The organism is Dulcicalothrix desertica PCC 7102, assembly GCF_003991905.1.
Lineage (GTDB): Bacteria > Cyanobacteriota > Cyanobacteriia > Cyanobacteriales > Nostocaceae > Dulcicalothrix > Dulcicalothrix desertica.
The window spans coordinates 17,983-34,361 of the sequence record NZ_RSCL01000023.1 but is presented as its reverse complement, the minus strand read 5'-3'; the positions used below and the strand labels follow the sequence as shown (position 1 = coordinate 34,361).

The following is a 16,379-nucleotide window of genomic DNA, read 5'->3' as shown; positions in this document are numbered from 1 at the left end:
TTGTTCACGCAGTGTACCGCAGGTAGATTGGCGCCAACTACGAACATATGTAAAAACTTTACTATATTACCGGAATTCACTTAGAAGGCAGTGTAGTTATTGTTGATATGAGCTTCTGGGTAACACGTATGATTACGCCAACGCTATTAAACAATCGCTATAAGGTTTTGCGCGTGCTAGGCGATGGGGGATTTGGAGAAACTTTTTTAGCAGAAGATACTCAGATGCCATCGGGTCGTCGGTGTGTGATTAAGCAACTTAAACCTGTTGCTAATAATCCTCAAATTTACCAATTGGTGCAAGAGCGCTTTCAACGGGAAGCCGCTATTTTAGAAGAATTAGGTGAAGGTAGCCATCAAATACCAGCATTGTATGCTTACTTTGTTGAGAATGGACAATTTTATTTAGTACAAGAATATATACAAGGGCAAACACTTACGCAGTTGCAGCAACAAGGGGCACTGAGTGAAAGTACGGTTAAAGAAATTTTGATTAATATTTTGCCTGTGCTTGATTATGTTCATGCTAGAGGCATGGTGCATCGTGATATCAAGCCTGATAATATTTTGATTCGTAGTTCAGATAGTAAACCAATTTTAATTGACTTCGGCGCCGTTAAAGAAACGATGGGTACGACTGTGACAGCTTCTGGTAATTCAGCACAGTCAATAGTTATCGGTACACCTGGTTTTATGCCAATGGAACAATCGGTAGGAAGGCCAGTATTTTCCAGCGATATATATAGTCTAGCTTTAACAGCTATTTATTTACTTACAGGTAAACTACTGCAGGAGTTACCGACGAACCCTACTACAGGGGAAATTGTCTGGCGAAACTTTGCTTGGAATGTCACACCATCGTTTGCAGCAATTATTGATAAAGCAATACAGCCTTTTTCACGCGACCGTTATTCAAATGCCAGAGAAATGATGCGGGCACTGCAAACACAACAGGTACCTGTGGCGCCTACTATACCAGTGCAACAATCATTACCAACTGTTGTGTCTCAAACTCCACAGCCACAACCAACAGTGTTTTCTCAAGATATTTTAACAGGCGCCATTTTCAATCCAGAGCGCACCATAACCAAATTCCGATCAGTGATGTTACACCCAGATAACCCTTCTATAGTTTGTAATAGATAATCGGCACAAGACCCTAATTCTCCTTTTGCGGTGGAAACTACAGCAGCTATCTGTACTAGCGAAAGATTAGGTGCGTAAAGTGGATGTTTTCGGTTAACAGTAAAAGCAATTGCCTCTAATTCCTTATCATCTGCAAATACTTTTACCCAGCGAGGAATATAAGAACCAACCACCATTTCTCGTTGCCATAATAACAGTAGTTCTGAGTCGAGATGTTCTTTGGTGATGCGATAAGCCACTCCACAACAGCTACCACCCTTCTCTAGCGCAAGTGTAAGTCCAGGTTGTTCTGGTGTTCCCCGTCCGACTGGCATCCGTAAACAGAAGCGACGATGCCAACCATAAATTTTTCCCGTAATGCGCTCGCTATATTTCAAAATTGGATTCCAAATTAAAGAACCGTAGGCAAAAATCCAAATATTATCATGCGAGAGACGTTGTTGTAGCGTTTGTTGAATCGATTTTTGCAACTCTGTTTGAGTCAGTATATGTGCCTCTAATTCTGGAGACTGTTGTACCATCTTTTGTAAATATCCAGTTGCAAGCGTAGTGCGTGTAAGTGCCATACTTTTTCGGATTTTTGGATATAAGTTATAAATTACTATCGCTTTTGCCACAGTGCGACAAGATTACCATCTGGGTCTCGAAAAGCAGAGATAGTTGTTTTGATTCCTTCAACGTAGAAGCTCTCAAATAGTAACGAGACTTTTTTTGCCTTTAGACTTGCCTCTGCTGCTTTTAGGTCGTCTACCCAAAACACAAGGTTTCTAATTCCTGGAGTTTCTAAATGCATTGGTGGAGCTTGAGGTTTGATTAATAGTTGAATTTTGGGGGGTTGGATTAAATCAAGTTGAACGCCATCTTTTTCCATGATTGCTAGTTTAATGCCACCAGCACCCTCTGTTTTCTCAACCAAACGAAATCCTAAAACTTCTCTGTACCAAGTAATCATTCTGTCTTGGTTTGGGGTAGATATGGCAATGTTTGCTAGAGCAAAACCCCGTAATGGGTTACTTGAAACTTGACCTGACGCGCGCGTTTGTGCTTGAGTTACTAAATTGGCGCCAATAGTTGGAATACTTTGAATTGAGAAAGTCAGTGTGAGCGCGGTCGCCAATTTAACTAAGTTAATTTTAAGCATAGTGATTCTAGCTGAAGTCGTAACAACTTTTTAAGCAGTGTAGTGAGAATTTTTACCAGCAGTGATGTCGAGTGCGGCGCCAGTTACATATCGTCCTTCATCAGAGGCCAGAAATAAAACACCAGACGCAATATCTTCAGGTTCAAGCCAAGGAATAGGAAGTTCGTTATTCTCGGTATTAATTTTGGTGACAGCAGGAATTACATCTTCAACCTTTGGGTTGGCTAAGTCGGGACGGAAAAAGCGAAATGTGGCGGGGTTCTGGGACATCCCCGTTTTGGTAAGTCCTGGAGAAATAGCGTTGACTGTAATATTGCTTTTTGCTAATTCCTGGGCTACAGACTTTACTAAACCAATAACTGCCCATTTGGTTGCAACGTAAGGCGCCACACCAGGAATTCCTCTTCGTCCAGCATCTGAAGCAATAACAATAATTCTACCCGACTTACGACTGAGCAAATGAGGAACGATTGCGTGTATAGAATTTCCAACTCCCATGACGTTGATATCTAACATATCACGCCATTCCTCTTCGGTAGCTTTCTCGATACTATTGAATGATAAAACTCCTGCGTTGGCAACCAAAATATCAATTTTTCCAAATGCAGCAATGCCACGCTCGACAACTTCTTGAACTTGCTCACGGCTGCGAACATCTGCTTGTAATGCTAAACACCGACGACCTGTTGCTTGTACTAATCGTGCGGTTTCTTGCAAATCTTGCATCTTACTCAATGGGTAAGGAACTGATTTTATTTGTTGGGCAATATCACAAGCAATAATATCTGCTCCTTGCTGTGCCATTAACACCGCACAAGCTCTACCAATGCCTCTAGCGGCGCCTGTAATTAGGGCAACTTTTCCAGCAAGTCTACCAGGAGATTGAGAAATTTGGTTAGCTGGTTTTTCTGCCACAATTGGATCGGGTTGCGTTGATGGTTGTCCCGAAGCCTTATTTCCCGTAACAGCCATTGCACCTAAAGCCGTTGTACCCCCAAACAGCAATTTCCGACGTAAATTAGAAAAACCTGAAGATTTAAAAGGTTGACGCATCATATTATTAACTCCTGCGTTTACGTAATGTTTTCTGAAAAATTGATGTTTTAAATTAATTAAGGGCGATTGAGAGACTGCCAAACAGAGCCACGACGCTCCCAAAACGTAACAAGATTACCGTTGTTATCGCGAATCATCGAAACCCGCGTGCCAACTTCTGGTAGTGTGCGTGCTTCCCAAACGAAGCTCACATTTTTGGATTTCAACTCGCGAACTGTTGCGTCCATATCATCAACCCACAGCACAAAATTTTTGATACCGAGAAACTGTAAATGCTTAGGTGGGTCTTGATTTAACATGGGCATGGGTTTTTGATTTGGAACTTTCAAAAATTCGATAACCATGCCGTTACGCTCAATCATGGCAATAGATACGCCATTTGATAAATTTGATTGGGAAACTTTGCGAAAGCCTAGGACACGCTGGTACCAATCGACACTTGCGTTAATGTCGGGAGTTGAAATCGCAATATTAAAGAATCCCATTGATCGCAAACCCTTGTTAGAGGAGGATACTTCTGTTGAAGAGGAAACTGGCACCTTTACAGTAGGTTCGGCAACCGCTCCTCGGTTTCCAGGTAATAATAAAAGGCTGCTAAATATTGTCATAGTGGTTAGTAACTTCTTCATCTCGCTGTCCTCAACTCGTTGTTGAACCTAATGTAATCTGTGGAGTTAAAGATAAAAAGTACCTAGGTTTCATAATATTTGTGAATCAACTTCACAAATGAGTTATAATAGGAAATATGGATAAACTAAATAGTCTTGTCATTTTTGTCCGTGCTGCCCAGTACCTGAGCTTTTCTGAAGCTGCACGACAACTTGGTACGTCTCCTTCCACCGTAAGTAAAGCTGTTCTACGGCTGGAAGAAGATATGGGTATTAGATTGATGAATCGCACTACCCGCAGCATTACCCTTACGGCGGATGGGGAGGCTTTCTATAATCGCTGTCGGCAAATATTGGCAGAACTAGAAGAAGCCGAATTAGAAGTTAAGCGTTCGCTAACTACCCCCACTGGAACTTTGCGTATAGATTTAAGCAGCGAATTGGCACGATTACATATCATTCCCGCTTTGCCTCGTTTTCTTGCTCAATATCCCGATTTAAAAGTCGATGTATCTCTAACTAATCGCATGGTAGATTTGATTGAAGAGAGTATTGATGCGGTAGTGCGAATTGGTATTGGAAAAGATAACCGTTTGATTATGCAGCGATTAGCAACTGCAAAATTTATCGTTTGCGCGGCGCCTAACTATCTGCAAAAATACGGAACACCCACAACAATTGCAGATTTGCATAACCACAACTGCATCAACTTTATCTCAGCTTGGACAGGGAAAAGTTATGATTGGCGATTACAACAGGATGGGGAAGAAATCTCATTAGCAGTAGAAGGTAATATTCGTTTAGATAACGGTGAGGCAATTTTGGCAACTGCTATTGCTGGAGTTGGTATTGCACAACTATATAACTATGTTGCAGCAGGCACCATAGCAGAAGGAAAACTAAAACCTATTTTACAGCATTATGCACTACCAGGTTCTCCCATTTCTATTGTTTACCCACAAAGGCGCCATTTATCTGCTAAAGTTCACGCTTTTGTTGAGTTTATGCAGGAATTGATGAATGCTCTCAAAAGAACAGGCGTTGTAGATTAAAAGTTTTAATTTCACGAAAAATCAAACTGCTTAATTCTCGCACCATTCTTAGGTATAATTAATAACCCAGTATAAAAAACACTGATTTACCCTGCGGATAGGAGTTAGATTAGATATGATGTTACTGACTTGATACTTTGTTTCATATTCCAAAATTCCTAGAGGATAAATTACATTAATATATCCTCTAGGAAAATCATGTAGCTTTGAAATTACCAACCTCTCAAAACGGGTTCACGCAACAGTTCACGAGTTCCTTTACTTACGGTCAAATTTTTACCTTTAGTAGAATCTGCCAGTATATATGTATAGGGTTCACTAACAGCTTCAAAGTAGCGACCTTGCTGGTCAACATCTTTAAGAGGTAAACGTATAGATTTACCAGTCTTTTTATTTACACCAACGTAAGTGTGTGCTAAGTCACCACCACAAATATTTACCCAAAAGCTCTTTGTCTCGACTGATAAAAACATACTTTCTTGCTTTTGGCAGTAGTTACGTACCTTTTTTGGCTGGCTTGCATCAACTGTTTGAACCAGTGGTAATGATAATGAACAAACTCCTAATGCGACTAAAACCAACTGGCGCCAAGAAAATTTAGATACTGTTTGTGTACGAACTTGCATTTTATACTTCCTAAGTAAGCGTGATTTTTATTACTCATATCTACAGTATGTGCTAGCGGTATTACGGAAAGGTTCCTAATTTTGATTTGGTTGACCATCTGTTTTGATGTGCTAATTTATATTTAAGCAATCGCTTAAATATAAAAGTTAAAAATCATATGAGTGTTTTTTGTTTAGTTCATGCAGCTTTTCAAGGCGCCTGGTCTTGGGATTTGCTAATTCCGCAATTAGAAGCAAAGGGTCATTTTTCGGTAGCAATGGATTTGCCAATTGAAAACCCCGAAGCTACTTTGTTAGACTATGCAGAAGTTGCAGTTCAAGCGCTCCCATCAAACGAGGATGATGTAATACTTGTGGGAGCATCAATGGCTGGTACTGTTATTCCATTGGTGGCAGCACAGCGTCGAGTTCGGAAACTTGTATATCTTGGTGCTTTGATACCATATCCAGGAATGAGCGTAATTGAGCAAATGTATGAGGATGTTGTGCCTGATATGTGGAAGGCAGCTGGTTTTGAGACGCCTTATTCAAGTAAATTTGAGCAGATACGCGATGAACCTGATATATTTAATTCGGGTTCGTTGGAAAAGAGCTTACTAGAAAATGAAGCAGTGGCAATGGAATTTCTCTTTCACGACTGTGAACCAGAGGTTGCGCGTTTAGGTGTATCTAAATTGCGAAATCATTTATCATCTGCACATTTAACAGAGATTTTTCCTCTACAAGCTCTACCAGATGTGGAGTCATCATATATTGTTTGCACTGAAGATAGGGTAATTTCTCCTGCTTGGTCTAAATACGCAGCACGCAAACGCTTGGGAGTTGAAGCAATAGAGTTTCCAAGTGGACACTGCCCATACTTATCCCAAAGCGCGCGTCTTGCAGAACTACTTACTCAAATTGCTTCGTAGGCTAAAATATGAGCTAATTATGTAAAAGAACGGGCAGGATGCCCGTTCCACAAGATGAAGATTAAAATTAAACTGTTTATAAGTCAGCTAGTCCATTTTGAGTTACTGAAATGCCTTTGATGTGTTCGTGTAGGTTGCAACAACGACGGACTAGTCGGTATCCTCCTGTTGATGTTGATTGAATTACAAATGGGCAACCGGGAACGACGGGACGGTCTTTAAGACTGCGGTTTTCGTCTTTGGATGCTAGTGTGCGTTGAATGCTGCCTCCGTGTATTTTATCGAACTCGGAGCGCACACGTTTCCATGCGGCTTTGCCTCCTTCGGCGCCTGCTGGGTCTTCTTGTATTGGTTCTGGGTAAGCTGCGAGACAAATGGCGTTCCAGTTTTCATCCATTACTAAAGTTCCACCACCGTAGACGGTAAATGCGCTCATGCCACCTGAGAGAAAATCTGACACCATTTGTGAATATTCATAAGTATATTCAAGGTAGTGTTCTGTAATTTCTTTGATTGTGGTTTCTTTGCCTTCTTTTACTTTGTCTATACGACGGGTGGTAGTAATTAAACGTGGTTTGAGAAAACGTGAGGCATTTTCTGGTATACGTAATGCTGGAGCGTTATGAACAAGTGCCCGCATTAATGCGCGTGTATCGGCGCCGGAGTGTAAGTCTTTAAATACATTACCAATATCAGGCGCCTTCAAATCTATTTTTTCATTCCACAAGTTGCGCGCTGTAAATACTTCTTTCGCAATATCTCTAAATTTGCTGTCAGTAGGATAAACACGCGCGTCAGCTTCGTATATTAATCGTGCCAACATTGGCATTGATAACGAAGTTGGTGGAGTGTAATGCAGCGCACGAATGAGCATTCCTTTTAATACGTGCGTAGCTTTGACAAGTGCAGTGATAAATCCTGCAAACCCGGATGCTGTATCGTCAGAAACATTTGGTTGTATAGCTTCGACGAGTTTTTGCATGATTTCGTAAATCGCAGCAGTCCAAATTGTTGAACGTACATGCGGTTCTTTAGGTGTGTCAGCAGCATATTTTGCTCCTTCGAGTGCAGAACGTAAATAAGGTACACCTGCACCAAAAATACCTACACCAAATTCCTCTGCCAGTCGAGTAATTAAACTAGGATGGCGCATATCACCACCTGTTTCTCTATATATATATTCAACTACACTTGGATATTGCAGTGCTGCGAACATTGCTAAGATATCAGCAAAAGATTCATGTAATGCCGATGCATCAATATCACTACTATATAAATATAGAGGACGGAAGGTATCTAAAATCGCGTGTCCTAATTCGTGCGAAACAATATCGTGCGATAAACATGTCCAAACTGGCGCCCGTCGGAAGGGAGAATTAAAGTAGCCAAAATTTAGCGAAGGATTCATTGGGTCATAATATGCGTTCATCCCTTCAAATGCATGAGGACGAATAATAAGAGGCCCACCATCTTTCCAAACTATGGGATGGCCAACTTCTTCTTCTACTAAATCTAAGGTACGACTTAATACACCAAATACATTTACCTGATGGAATGCTGGGTTATCTACTAAACCGTTTTGCTCGAAATGCTCAAACGATAAGTCCTCTTGTTTTGACCAATCAGGACTAGCAAAAACTGGTTGCCCATCTTCATTGGTATCTCGAATCGTAAATCGACTTGAACCTGTTGCTATTAAATAATCTTTGTTTAGAGGAAATTTATAGTTACCTCTTAGTTTTGGCAAGCTAGGGTCTTGTAAAAACATCCCTATTGCTTTAGTTGCAGGCGCCTTTTTTGCTACAGGTTCCTGAGTTGGGGTCGAGTCTTTTTGGGTTGTAGTCTCAGTTGCAGAAGTTGTGTCTTCAACTGTTGCTGTTACTAATTCATCATCTGAAGCATTTGAGGCAGAAGCAACTTGTGCTATGTGCGTTTTTTTCCCCGTCGAGGAAACCTTCGAGGCACTTGATGTTCTTCTTGCCAACGGACGCTTTTGTGCCGAAGAAAGTTTAGACGTAGAGGAAACTTTTCGAGACGCAGGTTTTTTTTGTTCTGCCATTTTCACACAGCCCTTTTAGTTTTTAATTTTTGTCGATAAACTGCTTGATTTTATCATCTCGTAGCATTTTATTGTTAAAAAAATTACAGAAACCGGGTTTCTTTAAAAAGAAACCGGGTTTCTTGGTTTCTGAAAACAACCTAAAGAAATCATATGTTCTAGTCAATATCGCTATATGATGGCGAAGAGTGGCTAGATATACAAAACTTTACTTATTTGTATTGCTTGATTATGTGTGAGTACAAGTTCATTTTAAGAACGAATTGGCTCAAAGATGATGATTTTAGGCGGTTCTGACTTTGAGATTGAGTGCAAAAATACTTATCCCTTATCCCAAAAAATCTAGTCCCTTACCCTATAAATGCTCGTGCCCCTACCCTAAGAAAGATTTTTAAGTTTTGTTAAGTCTATATTTATATATATGTTTGGGCAGTTGAGTACATTATTAATTAGTTCAATAAATTTAACACGCATGTCCTCAGCTAGCTAGTTCAAGGCGCCTGATATAAGCATAAAACTAGCACATAGCTCCCAAATCAGACATGTTTCTTATTAATCATTTAGGAAATCAAAAGCTGCAAATTATCAACATTCCGTTTGCAGAACGTTGGCAAATTTATCATCGCTTACAAGAGTTAACAATTGCTTGCTGGTGTCCAGACGATGGTTCGTTACGAGTGCATATTAACAGCGTCCTTACAGCTATTCTTGTCCGTAGCACTTTGATGCAGTTTTTTGCGAATCGAGCTGATTTAATTGATTGGCTTGAACAATGTTGGCGCCTATAACTTTTTGTCAGGTCAATAGTTAGTGGGAGGCAATTAGAGGAGTTTAGTTAAGTATGATAAGTTGTAATAGTGACACAAAATTAATTCATTTTTTGCAAAACGAAATTAACCTTTCAACAGATGATATTTCAGTAGTTCTAAAGCATCCAGAGTCAAAAAATGCACCTTTTCCGATGTTACTTTGGCAATATGGATTGGTTAATATTGAAGAATTAGCACGTATTTTTGATTGGTTAGAAAAGCAAGTGTTATAAATATATATGTGATTTTTTATACTTACATAAAGTGAGTTTATAGAATTTTAAGTTGATACATGCTAATCAGTAAAATTGCAATATATTAAAGTAAAAATGATTCATAAATAGTTAGCTTTATGGTCGGTTAGTATACAGATAAATTATTATTACTAGGCAAAAGTTATATAAAGACTTTAGCGAAGGAAAATTAATAGCAGTAGGAATATGTATAAATGTGTAAATTATTAAAATCATCAAAATTATGCACTAGTTTATGCGTTAGTTAATTGTATTAGGTATTTATTAGATGAACCAAATCTCGATCAACGACACTACGCTGCGTGATGGCGAACAAGCTGCTGGCGTTGCGTTTAATTTGCAAGAAAAAGTTGCGATTGCTAAGTTTTTAGATGCAATCGGTGTTCATGAGCTAGAAGTCGGTATTCCGGCAATGGGTCAGGAAGAAACCTATGCAATTCGTGCAATATTAGATTCTGGCTTAAAAGCTAAACTGCTTGGCTGGAACCGTGCAGTTATTTCTGATATTCAAGCTTCGATAAAGTGCGGATTGCATCGAGTTCACATATCTATACCTGTTTCTGGAGTTCAAATAGCAGCTAAATTTCAGGGACAATGGCGTACAACGTTACACCAACTCAGAAATTCTATCAGCTATGCTGTTGATAACGGACTATGGGTTGCCGTCGGTGGTGAAGATTCTTCTAGGGCTGATGAATGCTTCCTTCAAGATGTTGCATTATATGCTCAAGAATGGGGCGCCAGACGATTTAGATTTTGCGACACAGTAGGAATACTCGACCCTTTTAGTACCTGCACACGTGTTAAAAAACTTGTTACAGGTTTGCAGATTCCTGTGGAAATGCACACCCACAATGACTTTGGACTAGCAACAGCAAATGCACTCGTAGGTGTCAAAGCTGGTGCAACATCAATTAACACTACCGTAAATGGGTTGGGTGAGCGTGCTGGTAATGCTGCATTAGAAGAAGTCGTCATGGCACTCAAACGTTTGCACGGCATTGACTTGGGTATAGATACACGCCGACTGTTAGAACTTTCCCGATTAGTTGCAAAAGCATCTGGTTGCAACGTTCCACCTTGGAAAGCAATTGTGGGTGACAATACCTTTGCTCACGAGTCAGGAATTCACGCCCACGGTGTATTACAAAACCCCAGCACTTATGAACCGTTTGCACCAGAAGAAGTTGGTTGGGAACGGCGCCTAGTTGTTGGCAAGCATTCTGGACGGCATTTACTAATGAACGTGCTAAAACAGCATGGCATTGTCCTAAATCATGAAGAAACTCAAACAGTATTAGACGCTGTACGGCAAGAATCAACTCACAAAAAACGTAGCCTAACTACGCAAGAACTGTTGAATTTAGCACGTAAATAGAGGTATAAAGCTATGCAACAATCTGATGAAATGGAACTACATTCGCCACCAGAATTTGATATTGGCGACAAAGTTCGTACTCGTAAGCTTCTAAAAAACGATGGAACCTTTCCCGGTCAAGAAATTGGTACTGTTCTTGCCAAAAAGGGAGAAATTGGATACGTCGTTAGTATAGGTACATTTCTGCAAAGCTCATATATATACGCAGTGCATTTTTTACAGTCAGGCTTTGTCGTTGGCTGTAAAAAAAAGGAACTTGAACTGATTGAAAAAAATCCAGATAAAGAGGCAAATAGATGAAAGTAATGTTGCGTGAAAATTCTGCTGGCAAGTTGACAGTCTACGTTCCCAAAAAAGACCTAGAGGAAGAAGTTGTCAAACAAATCGATTCAGAAGCAGGTAAAGTTTTCACCTTAGCAAACGGTTGGGAATTAGAGATTTCAAATTTAGCCGAACCTCTCAAAATTCCTCAAACCTACGAAGCAAGACGAGTAAATTAAAAATGTAGAGACTGTACATGTACAGTCTTAATTTGTCTATTGATTACGCATTACCTACCAATTACCAACCACCACAAATGGGTAACAACTATCTCAAACTATCAGAATTTGACATTGAAGGTGAATTTCTGGGTTTCGCAGACAAACATCCCAAAAAATTCAAATATCTACAATTTGCTTTAACCAAGTGTAACGCCGTTACCGCACTTACAGCCGGAAATTTGAAAATCAAACTTCCTAAAGAATTACGAAAAGCACTTTTTGGTTCTTTAATACCAGGCGCCCACATTCGCGTCATCGGCTATAGTAAATTACATACACGTACAGGTGATATCAAGCTCAAAGCATATGATGTCACACCTTTACCTGTCTGCGCTATAAATAAATCACCCGACCACACAACTCATAACCCTGAATGTCCAAAAAAAGCCAAAATTTTGGTATGTCAAGGTTCTGGTTGTCGTAAACGAGGCGCCAAAGAATTATTATCAAAGATAGAAAAAACCCTTAGTAAAACTAAGCTATCACAACAGCAAGTATCTGAAGTGCGAAATAAAGTTAAAATTCAAAGCACTGGCTGTTTAAAGAAATGCTCCAAGGCGCCTAACTGTATTGTACAACTTGGTAATAAAAAATACAGCCAAGTTAAACCCACTGATATTGCATCTCTAATAGAAGACCACCTTGGCAACGGATAGAACGGATGTAACGGATGTCACAAACAACTTATCCGTTACATCCGTTTATCATCCGTTGCCTAGCGGGCGCCAATACTTTTTTTAAAGCCATCGCGTTCGGTCATGCGCTTCATATAATCAAGTACTGCTGGGTAGGCACTTAAATCGAGTTGTAGCATTATTGGAATGTAACAAAGGATAGAGCCAACAGCGACATCCGCAACCGTAAATTCGTCACCCATAATAAAAGGTTGCTTCTCGAACATGTTATTAAGTGCCGTCATCAAACGCGGCATTTCTTTTTCTCTGCTTGCTTCGATAAAAACTCCTGTTGCCAAAGTTGAATTACCAAATAATACCCATTGATTAAGTACTGCACGTGTTTCTACTGATGTAATTCCTGCGTGTTTTTCGGCAAGGTACATTAAAATGGCGCCTGACTCCCATAGTTTAAAGTCACCGTCTACTATTGCTGGGACTTTGCCAAATGGGTTGATAGCTAAAAAAGCATCTTGACGATGTTCTCCTGTTGCCATGTCGAGCATGACTAGCTCATAAGGAACACTCAATTCTTCAAGATACCACTGGACGATTGATGCGCGACTGCGGGCACCTGCATATAGTTTAAGCATGATAGTTCCTATATATATTGGTGTAAGGGGCGGGTTTAGCTAAATCTTTATTATTAACTAGGATATGGGTTAACCCGCCCTTACAAGTCAGAGGATTTTGTGGGTATTTGGATGCTGTTTAACGTTATCGTCTTTTGTGACAACTCGTGCAGCGTTTAGTACACGCTTACGGTCGATGGAGTACTGAAAGTCTTGGTAACATGTACCTTCAGGAATAAGAGATTTAGCACTTTCGCGTCGTTTGTAAGTACGTGCAGCAGAGAAGACTCTTTGCTCAAATTCATCACTCAATTGAGCTGTTTCGGGAAATTCTCTTGGAATTTGAAAGTTACTGCCGCTTATAATACTTCCTAGGGTTGTTCCACAGGCAAATTTATATGAAGTGGGAATTCCTTTAACTAGTGCTTCTAATGCTGCTGATGGTATTGGTTCGATAACTTCGACTTGATGGACTTCACCATCTTCTTTGACGAAGCATGTTGCTAAACCTAGAACAATATAGTCGTCTTGAGTTAAGTCGGGTGCGCTGGGATAAGAAGTTCCTGACATAAGAAAAATTTATGAAAACTTAATAAACAAATAGAAACTATTTAACAGAAAATTGAGACTACCAGCTTATAGGTGGGAACTATAAAAGCGAAGGGGTTGAAAGGCGACTTTTAACCCTGAATGTTAAAAAGCCCTGTAGAGTAATTGCTCGAATACATCCAATAGGTGGATTTTAGCAACCTGTAACTCTCACCACTTGCCTAGTCTGGCAGATTGAGGTTTACTTTTTCTGGAATTGAACCAGGGGACGAAGTATCTATTAATAGATTCGACCATTAATTGAATTAGAGCATGAACGCGCGTCAATTCGCAGTGACTGTTCTAAAAAGATACTTCCTCCTCGTACACTTTCACCAGATTCATTCTTGATACAGGGGCAGTACCGATACAAACCAACAACAATCAAAGCAGCACCACAGGCAGGAAGACATGAATACTCACACTTTTCTCGCATCTGACGATGAGCAACACTACTCCAACCAGTTTGTTGCCAGTACGAAAAACCAGGTTCGACATCAAGAAACATCGAGTAACGACAACTTCTATGTGGGAGATGGGAACTTACGTTCTTGTGCGCTGCGTTCTGCGAAACTAGGGGACTACCGCGAAGCCATATCACTGTTAAGTTTACTTTTACAGCGCCACCCTGAAAACGCGATTGATTATAATAATCGGGGATTAATTTATTATCAATGTGGCGAAAGACAAAAGGCTATTTGCGACTATAACACAGCAATTGAGCTTAACCCCAATTTAGCCAGTGCTTATAATAACCGTGCGAACTATTACGCTGCCATTGGTGATTTAGCGGCAGCACTCGATGATTACGACAAAGCATTAGACTTAAATCCTAGCTATGCGCGTGCTTGGATAAACCGTGGAATTACGCTACGTGACTTGGGACGATATGAAGAAGCGACAGATAATTTTGAATGCGCGTTGATATTTGACCAATACGAGGGTCACATTTTCGCAGAGCGTGGACGAACCTATCATCTTTGGGGTGATTGGAATTGGGCTATTGCCGATTATCGTCGTGCTTTAGAGAAGCTACCAACCTCACAAAACAGTAACGATGGTGCTGCTTGCCGTCTGCGCTTGCAAGTCGAGAATTGGTTGGGTGAACTTTTGTGTAGTTAATGGCGCCCCAAATAGCTTTAAAGCTGATGTATTTAGGGCGAGTTAAAATCACTAAAAACTAGCGTCGATTTAATTCAATTAGCCAAGTATTGAGTTCTTGACTTCGCTCGTTTGTCATGCGTGCGTAACAATTAATTCGTGTCGTTGGTTCAAGTGTTCCACCTTCATACATTCCTGCCTCAAACGCGCAGAATGTATCGCGATGCTTCAACCAGTTTTGGTGTGATGCGACCAAACGCTTTCTTTGACTAACACTTACCTTGTCCAGCAACTGTTTATTTATGGAACTGAGCTTTTTACTTGCTTCTTTGTAGGTGCGTTCGCCACACTCAATCATATCCCTTGTTGTTTGGGGGTCTTTACAGTTCGGGGGTGGTAGCTGCTTTTGAGTTTGCGCTCCCACAAGTGCGGTGGGAACTCCCGATAATAAAAATCCCATGATAATTAATATATTCCAGCGCAAGAGCAATTCCATTGCCACTCCTTACCAAGCACAGTGCCGTTAAATGTACCAACAATCGTACTTAGAAATATCTAACGATTCCCAATCATCTTAAAGTTATATTTGTTACCATTTTTAACAACTTAATTTTGGTGTAATATTTTTTAATAAAGCTTATTCTACATATATTTAACGCCACTTAAAGTTACGAATTACTATTTTATTACTGAGTAAATTTATACATTGGCTGAAGCTACACAGCCTAAAAATAGGTTCAACAAAACTAATTAATTAACAAAGATTTAAGAAGTAGAGACGCGATTAATCGCGTCTCTACCGGAGCGTCTTCATGTAAGTATGGTAGAAACCGCATGTCATAATTTTGCTACCACAGGTTAAGCTGGAAGAGAGTAGCATTTTTTCAGCGCTATTTATATAAATTTCGCCCTAAGTGTTAATTTTTTATTTCAACTCAAGAAACTGTAATGTTAGACCGAATTTTTGATAACCTCCAATTTCATTTCAGCGTAGAAGCATCTATCGTGCTGTTACTGCTGATATTTTTAGAGGCAGTACTTTCTGCTGATAACGCTATTGCACTTGCAGCTATTGCCCAAGGGCTTGACGATAAGGAAAAAGAGAAAGAAGCTCTTAACTATGGCTTGGTGATAGCTTATGTGCTTCGTATCACACTGCTGCTTACAGCTACTTGGGTACAAAAGTATTGGCAGTTTGAATTAATCGGCGCCTCTTACTTGCTGTGGTTAGTTTTCCAGCATTTTACGTCAGAGGAAGATGAAGAAAATCAGCATCACGGTCCCAAGTTTAGTTCAGTTTTACGGCTTATTCCCGTAATTGCGCTTACTGATTTAGCGTTCTCATTAGACAGCGTTACAACAGCTATTGCCGTAAGTCAGGAAACCTGGTTAGTTTTAACAGGTACTACCATTGGCGTTATCACCCTGCGTTTCATGGCAGGTTTATTTATTCGCTGGTTGGATGAGTTTACTCATTTAGAAGATGCTGGTTATATCACCGTGGCATTTGTGGGTTTACGCTTACTTCTCAAAGTCATTAACGAATCGCTTGTTCCTCCACAGTGGATTGTAATTAGCGCAATTGCAGTTATTCTAATGTGGGGATTCTCTAAACGTAACGAACCAGAGGTAGTAGAAGAAGTTTTAACGGCGCCTGAATTGAAGAAACAGGAAGTTGCAGAGTAAAAGTTAGGAGTTAGGAGTTAGGAGTTAGGAGTTAGGGGTTAGGGGTTATATAGAAAACGGATTAGAAGTGTCATTCTGAGTGCAGCGAAGAATCTTTAAGTTCTTTCACTTTAAAACGGGTTAGAGTTTTACTTTTATAAAAGCGTCAAAATCTTTAAGATGCTACCCTACCCTTCG

19 protein-coding genes and 1 pseudogene are annotated in these 16,379 nt (G+C 40.1%); 11 read left to right on the top strand and 9 right to left on the bottom strand.

Going from position 1 to position 16,379, the window contains the following annotated elements:
- Positions 1 to 128 precede the first annotated feature (128 nt).
- Positions 129 to 1,034 (top strand): annotated as a pseudogene (locus tag DSM106972_RS37335) (protein kinase domain-containing protein); the annotation flags it as partial.
- A 5-nt stretch (positions 1,035 to 1,039) separates the two neighbouring features.
- Here the strand turns inward: DSM106972_RS37335 and DSM106972_RS37330 are convergent.
- Genes DSM106972_RS37330 through DSM106972_RS37315 form a run of 4 tightly spaced genes read right to left on the bottom strand, consistent with a single transcriptional unit; the run spans position 1,040 to position 3,971 of the window.
- Positions 1,040 to 1,711: a gamma-glutamylcyclotransferase gene (locus DSM106972_RS37330; RefSeq protein WP_127085429.1), complete on the bottom strand. Its 672-nt coding sequence runs from the start codon at positions 1,709 to 1,711 to the stop codon at positions 1,040 to 1,042.
- A gap of 35 nt (positions 1,712 to 1,746) precedes the next feature.
- Positions 1,747 to 2,286: a VOC family protein gene (locus DSM106972_RS37325; RefSeq protein ID WP_127085428.1), complete on the bottom strand. Its 540-nt coding sequence runs from the start codon at positions 2,284 to 2,286 to the stop codon at positions 1,747 to 1,749.
- Positions 2,287 to 2,316: 30 nt separating this feature from the next.
- Entirely contained in the window at positions 2,317 to 3,342 is a 1,026-nt protein-coding gene (locus DSM106972_RS37320) for a mycofactocin-coupled SDR family oxidoreductase (RefSeq protein WP_201800838.1), read from the bottom strand.
- A gap of 56 nt (positions 3,343 to 3,398) precedes the next feature.
- Positions 3,399 to 3,971 carry a VOC family protein gene (locus DSM106972_RS37315; protein ID WP_127085427.1) on the bottom strand — a complete coding sequence of 191 codons (573 nt, stop codon included), beginning with the start codon at positions 3,969 to 3,971 and terminating at the stop codon, positions 3,399 to 3,401.
- 116 nt (positions 3,972 to 4,087) lie between these two features.
- On the opposite strand from DSM106972_RS37315, the gene DSM106972_RS37310 reads away from it, so the two are divergent.
- Positions 4,088 to 5,002: a LysR family transcriptional regulator gene (locus DSM106972_RS37310; protein WP_127085426.1), complete on the top strand. Its 915-nt coding sequence runs from the start codon at positions 4,088 to 4,090 to the stop codon at positions 5,000 to 5,002.
- 212 nt (positions 5,003 to 5,214) lie between these two features.
- Here DSM106972_RS37310 and DSM106972_RS37305 read toward each other — a convergent pair whose 3' ends face one another.
- Entirely contained in the window at positions 5,215 to 5,628 is a 414-nt protein-coding gene (locus DSM106972_RS37305; RefSeq protein ID WP_127085425.1) for a hypothetical protein, read from the bottom strand.
- Positions 5,629 to 5,786: 158 nt separating this feature from the next.
- On the opposite strand from DSM106972_RS37305, the gene DSM106972_RS37300 reads away from it, so the two are divergent.
- Positions 5,787 to 6,539 (top strand): alpha/beta fold hydrolase, encoded by a 753-nt coding sequence (locus DSM106972_RS37300; RefSeq protein WP_127085424.1) that lies wholly within the window; start codon positions 5,787 to 5,789, stop codon positions 6,537 to 6,539.
- Between the two features lie 76 nt (positions 6,540 to 6,615).
- On the opposite strand, the gene DSM106972_RS37295 is transcribed toward DSM106972_RS37300, so the two are convergent.
- Positions 6,616 to 8,598: a gluzincin family metallopeptidase gene (locus tag DSM106972_RS37295; RefSeq protein ID WP_127085423.1), complete on the bottom strand. Its 1,983-nt coding sequence runs from the start codon at positions 8,596 to 8,598 to the stop codon at positions 6,616 to 6,618.
- A gap of 542 nt (positions 8,599 to 9,140) precedes the next feature.
- Between DSM106972_RS37295 and DSM106972_RS37290 the strand changes: the two genes are divergently transcribed.
- The 6 genes from DSM106972_RS37290 to DSM106972_RS37265 all read left to right on the top strand — a co-directional run bounded on the left by DSM106972_RS37290 (position 9,141) and on the right by DSM106972_RS37265 (position 12,237).
- A complete protein-coding gene (locus tag DSM106972_RS37290) occupies positions 9,141 to 9,386 on the top strand; it encodes an Asr1405/Asl0597 family protein (protein WP_127085422.1) in 246 nt (81 codons plus the stop codon).
- 53 nt (positions 9,387 to 9,439) lie between these two features.
- On the top strand, positions 9,440 to 9,640 hold the full coding sequence (locus DSM106972_RS37285) for a DUF2949 domain-containing protein (protein ID WP_127085421.1): 201 nt from the start codon (positions 9,440 to 9,442) through the stop codon (positions 9,638 to 9,640).
- Between the two features lie 289 nt (positions 9,641 to 9,929).
- Complete coding sequence (nifV, locus tag DSM106972_RS37280; RefSeq protein ID WP_127085420.1) at positions 9,930 to 11,039, top strand: homocitrate synthase; 1,110 nt, start codon at positions 9,930 to 9,932, stop codon at positions 11,037 to 11,039.
- 12 nt (positions 11,040 to 11,051) lie between these two features.
- Positions 11,052 to 11,339 carry a nitrogen fixation protein NifZ gene (locus DSM106972_RS37275; protein ID WP_019492404.1) on the top strand — a complete coding sequence of 96 codons (288 nt, stop codon included), beginning with the start codon at positions 11,052 to 11,054 and terminating at the stop codon, positions 11,337 to 11,339.
- Positions 11,336 to 11,539 carry a putative nitrogen fixation protein NifT gene (nifT, locus tag DSM106972_RS37270; RefSeq protein WP_019492403.1) on the top strand — a complete coding sequence of 68 codons (204 nt, stop codon included), beginning with the start codon at positions 11,336 to 11,338 and terminating at the stop codon, positions 11,537 to 11,539. The genes DSM106972_RS37275 and nifT overlap by 4 nt, the downstream gene beginning before the upstream one ends.
- Before the next feature lie 17 nt (positions 11,540 to 11,556).
- Complete coding sequence (locus DSM106972_RS37265; RefSeq protein ID WP_411675377.1) at positions 11,557 to 12,237, top strand: (2Fe-2S) ferredoxin domain-containing protein; 681 nt, start codon at positions 11,557 to 11,559, stop codon at positions 12,235 to 12,237.
- 59 nt (positions 12,238 to 12,296) lie between these two features.
- Here DSM106972_RS37265 and DSM106972_RS37260 read toward each other — a convergent pair whose 3' ends face one another.
- Together DSM106972_RS37260 and DSM106972_RS37255 are read right to left on the bottom strand one after the other, a co-directional pair.
- A complete protein-coding gene (locus tag DSM106972_RS37260) occupies positions 12,297 to 12,848 on the bottom strand; it encodes a glutathione S-transferase family protein (protein WP_127085419.1) in 552 nt (183 codons plus the stop codon).
- Positions 12,849 to 12,935: 87 nt separating this feature from the next.
- On the bottom strand, positions 12,936 to 13,397 hold the full coding sequence (locus tag DSM106972_RS37255) for a hypothetical protein (RefSeq protein ID WP_127085418.1): 462 nt from the start codon (positions 13,395 to 13,397) through the stop codon (positions 12,936 to 12,938).
- Positions 13,398 to 13,826: 429 nt separating this feature from the next.
- Here DSM106972_RS37255 and DSM106972_RS37250 point away from each other — a divergent pair, with 429 nt between their 5' ends.
- Positions 13,827 to 14,537, top strand: coding sequence for a tetratricopeptide repeat protein (locus DSM106972_RS37250; protein WP_127085417.1), 711 nt, complete (start codon positions 13,827 to 13,829; stop codon positions 14,535 to 14,537).
- Positions 14,538 to 14,595: 58 nt separating this feature from the next.
- On the opposite strand, the gene DSM106972_RS37245 is transcribed toward DSM106972_RS37250, so the two are convergent.
- On the bottom strand, positions 14,596 to 15,012 hold the full coding sequence (locus DSM106972_RS37245) for a lysozyme inhibitor LprI family protein (RefSeq protein WP_127085416.1): 417 nt from the start codon (positions 15,010 to 15,012) through the stop codon (positions 14,596 to 14,598).
- A 452-nt stretch (positions 15,013 to 15,464) separates the two neighbouring features.
- On the opposite strand from DSM106972_RS37245, the gene DSM106972_RS37240 reads away from it, so the two are divergent.
- Positions 15,465 to 16,202 (top strand): MeeY/MeeF family manganese export membrane protein, encoded by a 738-nt coding sequence (locus DSM106972_RS37240; protein ID WP_127085415.1) that lies wholly within the window; start codon positions 15,465 to 15,467, stop codon positions 16,200 to 16,202.
- Positions 16,203 to 16,379 lie beyond the last annotated feature (177 nt).

Excerpts from the sequence above, each read along its gene's own strand:
- DSM106972_RS37265 (WP_411675377.1), top strand. The coding sequence starts at position 11,557 with ATGTACAGTCTTAATTTGTCTATTGATTACGCATTACCTACCAATTAC.
- DSM106972_RS37320 (WP_201800838.1), bottom strand. The coding sequence starts at position 3,342 with ATGATGCGTCAACCTTTTAAATCTTCAGGTTTTTCTAATTTACGTCGG.
- DSM106972_RS37290 (WP_127085422.1), top strand. The coding sequence starts at position 9,141 with ATGTTTCTTATTAATCATTTAGGAAATCAAAAGCTGCAAATTATCAAC.
- DSM106972_RS37240 (WP_127085415.1), top strand. The coding sequence starts at position 15,465 with ATGTTAGACCGAATTTTTGATAACCTCCAATTTCATTTCAGCGTAGAA.
- DSM106972_RS37305 (WP_127085425.1), bottom strand. The coding sequence starts at position 5,628 with ATGCAAGTTCGTACACAAACAGTATCTAAATTTTCTTGGCGCCAGTTG.
- DSM106972_RS37325 (WP_127085428.1), bottom strand. The coding sequence starts at position 2,286 with ATGCTTAAAATTAACTTAGTTAAATTGGCGACCGCGCTCACACTGACT.
- DSM106972_RS37295 (WP_127085423.1), bottom strand. The coding sequence starts at position 8,598 with ATGGCAGAACAAAAAAAACCTGCGTCTCGAAAAGTTTCCTCTACGTCT.
- DSM106972_RS37255 (WP_127085418.1), bottom strand. The coding sequence starts at position 13,397 with ATGTCAGGAACTTCTTATCCCAGCGCACCCGACTTAACTCAAGACGAC.
- DSM106972_RS37315 (WP_127085427.1), bottom strand. The coding sequence starts at position 3,971 with ATGAAGAAGTTACTAACCACTATGACAATATTTAGCAGCCTTTTATTA.
- DSM106972_RS37285 (WP_127085421.1), top strand. The coding sequence starts at position 9,440 with ATGATAAGTTGTAATAGTGACACAAAATTAATTCATTTTTTGCAAAAC.
- DSM106972_RS37275 (WP_019492404.1), top strand. The coding sequence starts at position 11,052 with ATGCAACAATCTGATGAAATGGAACTACATTCGCCACCAGAATTTGAT.
- DSM106972_RS37245 (WP_127085416.1), bottom strand. The coding sequence starts at position 15,012 with ATGGAATTGCTCTTGCGCTGGAATATATTAATTATCATGGGATTTTTA.
- DSM106972_RS37250 (WP_127085417.1), top strand. The coding sequence starts at position 13,827 with ATGAATACTCACACTTTTCTCGCATCTGACGATGAGCAACACTACTCC.
- DSM106972_RS37330 (WP_127085429.1), bottom strand. The coding sequence starts at position 1,711 with ATGGCACTTACACGCACTACGCTTGCAACTGGATATTTACAAAAGATG.
- DSM106972_RS37260 (WP_127085419.1), bottom strand. The coding sequence starts at position 12,848 with ATGCTTAAACTATATGCAGGTGCCCGCAGTCGCGCATCAATCGTCCAG.
- nifV (WP_127085420.1), top strand. The coding sequence starts at position 9,930 with ATGAACCAAATCTCGATCAACGACACTACGCTGCGTGATGGCGAACAA.
- DSM106972_RS37300 (WP_127085424.1), top strand. The coding sequence starts at position 5,787 with ATGAGTGTTTTTTGTTTAGTTCATGCAGCTTTTCAAGGCGCCTGGTCT.
- DSM106972_RS37310 (WP_127085426.1), top strand. The coding sequence starts at position 4,088 with ATGGATAAACTAAATAGTCTTGTCATTTTTGTCCGTGCTGCCCAGTAC.
- nifT (WP_019492403.1), top strand. The coding sequence starts at position 11,336 with ATGAAAGTAATGTTGCGTGAAAATTCTGCTGGCAAGTTGACAGTCTAC.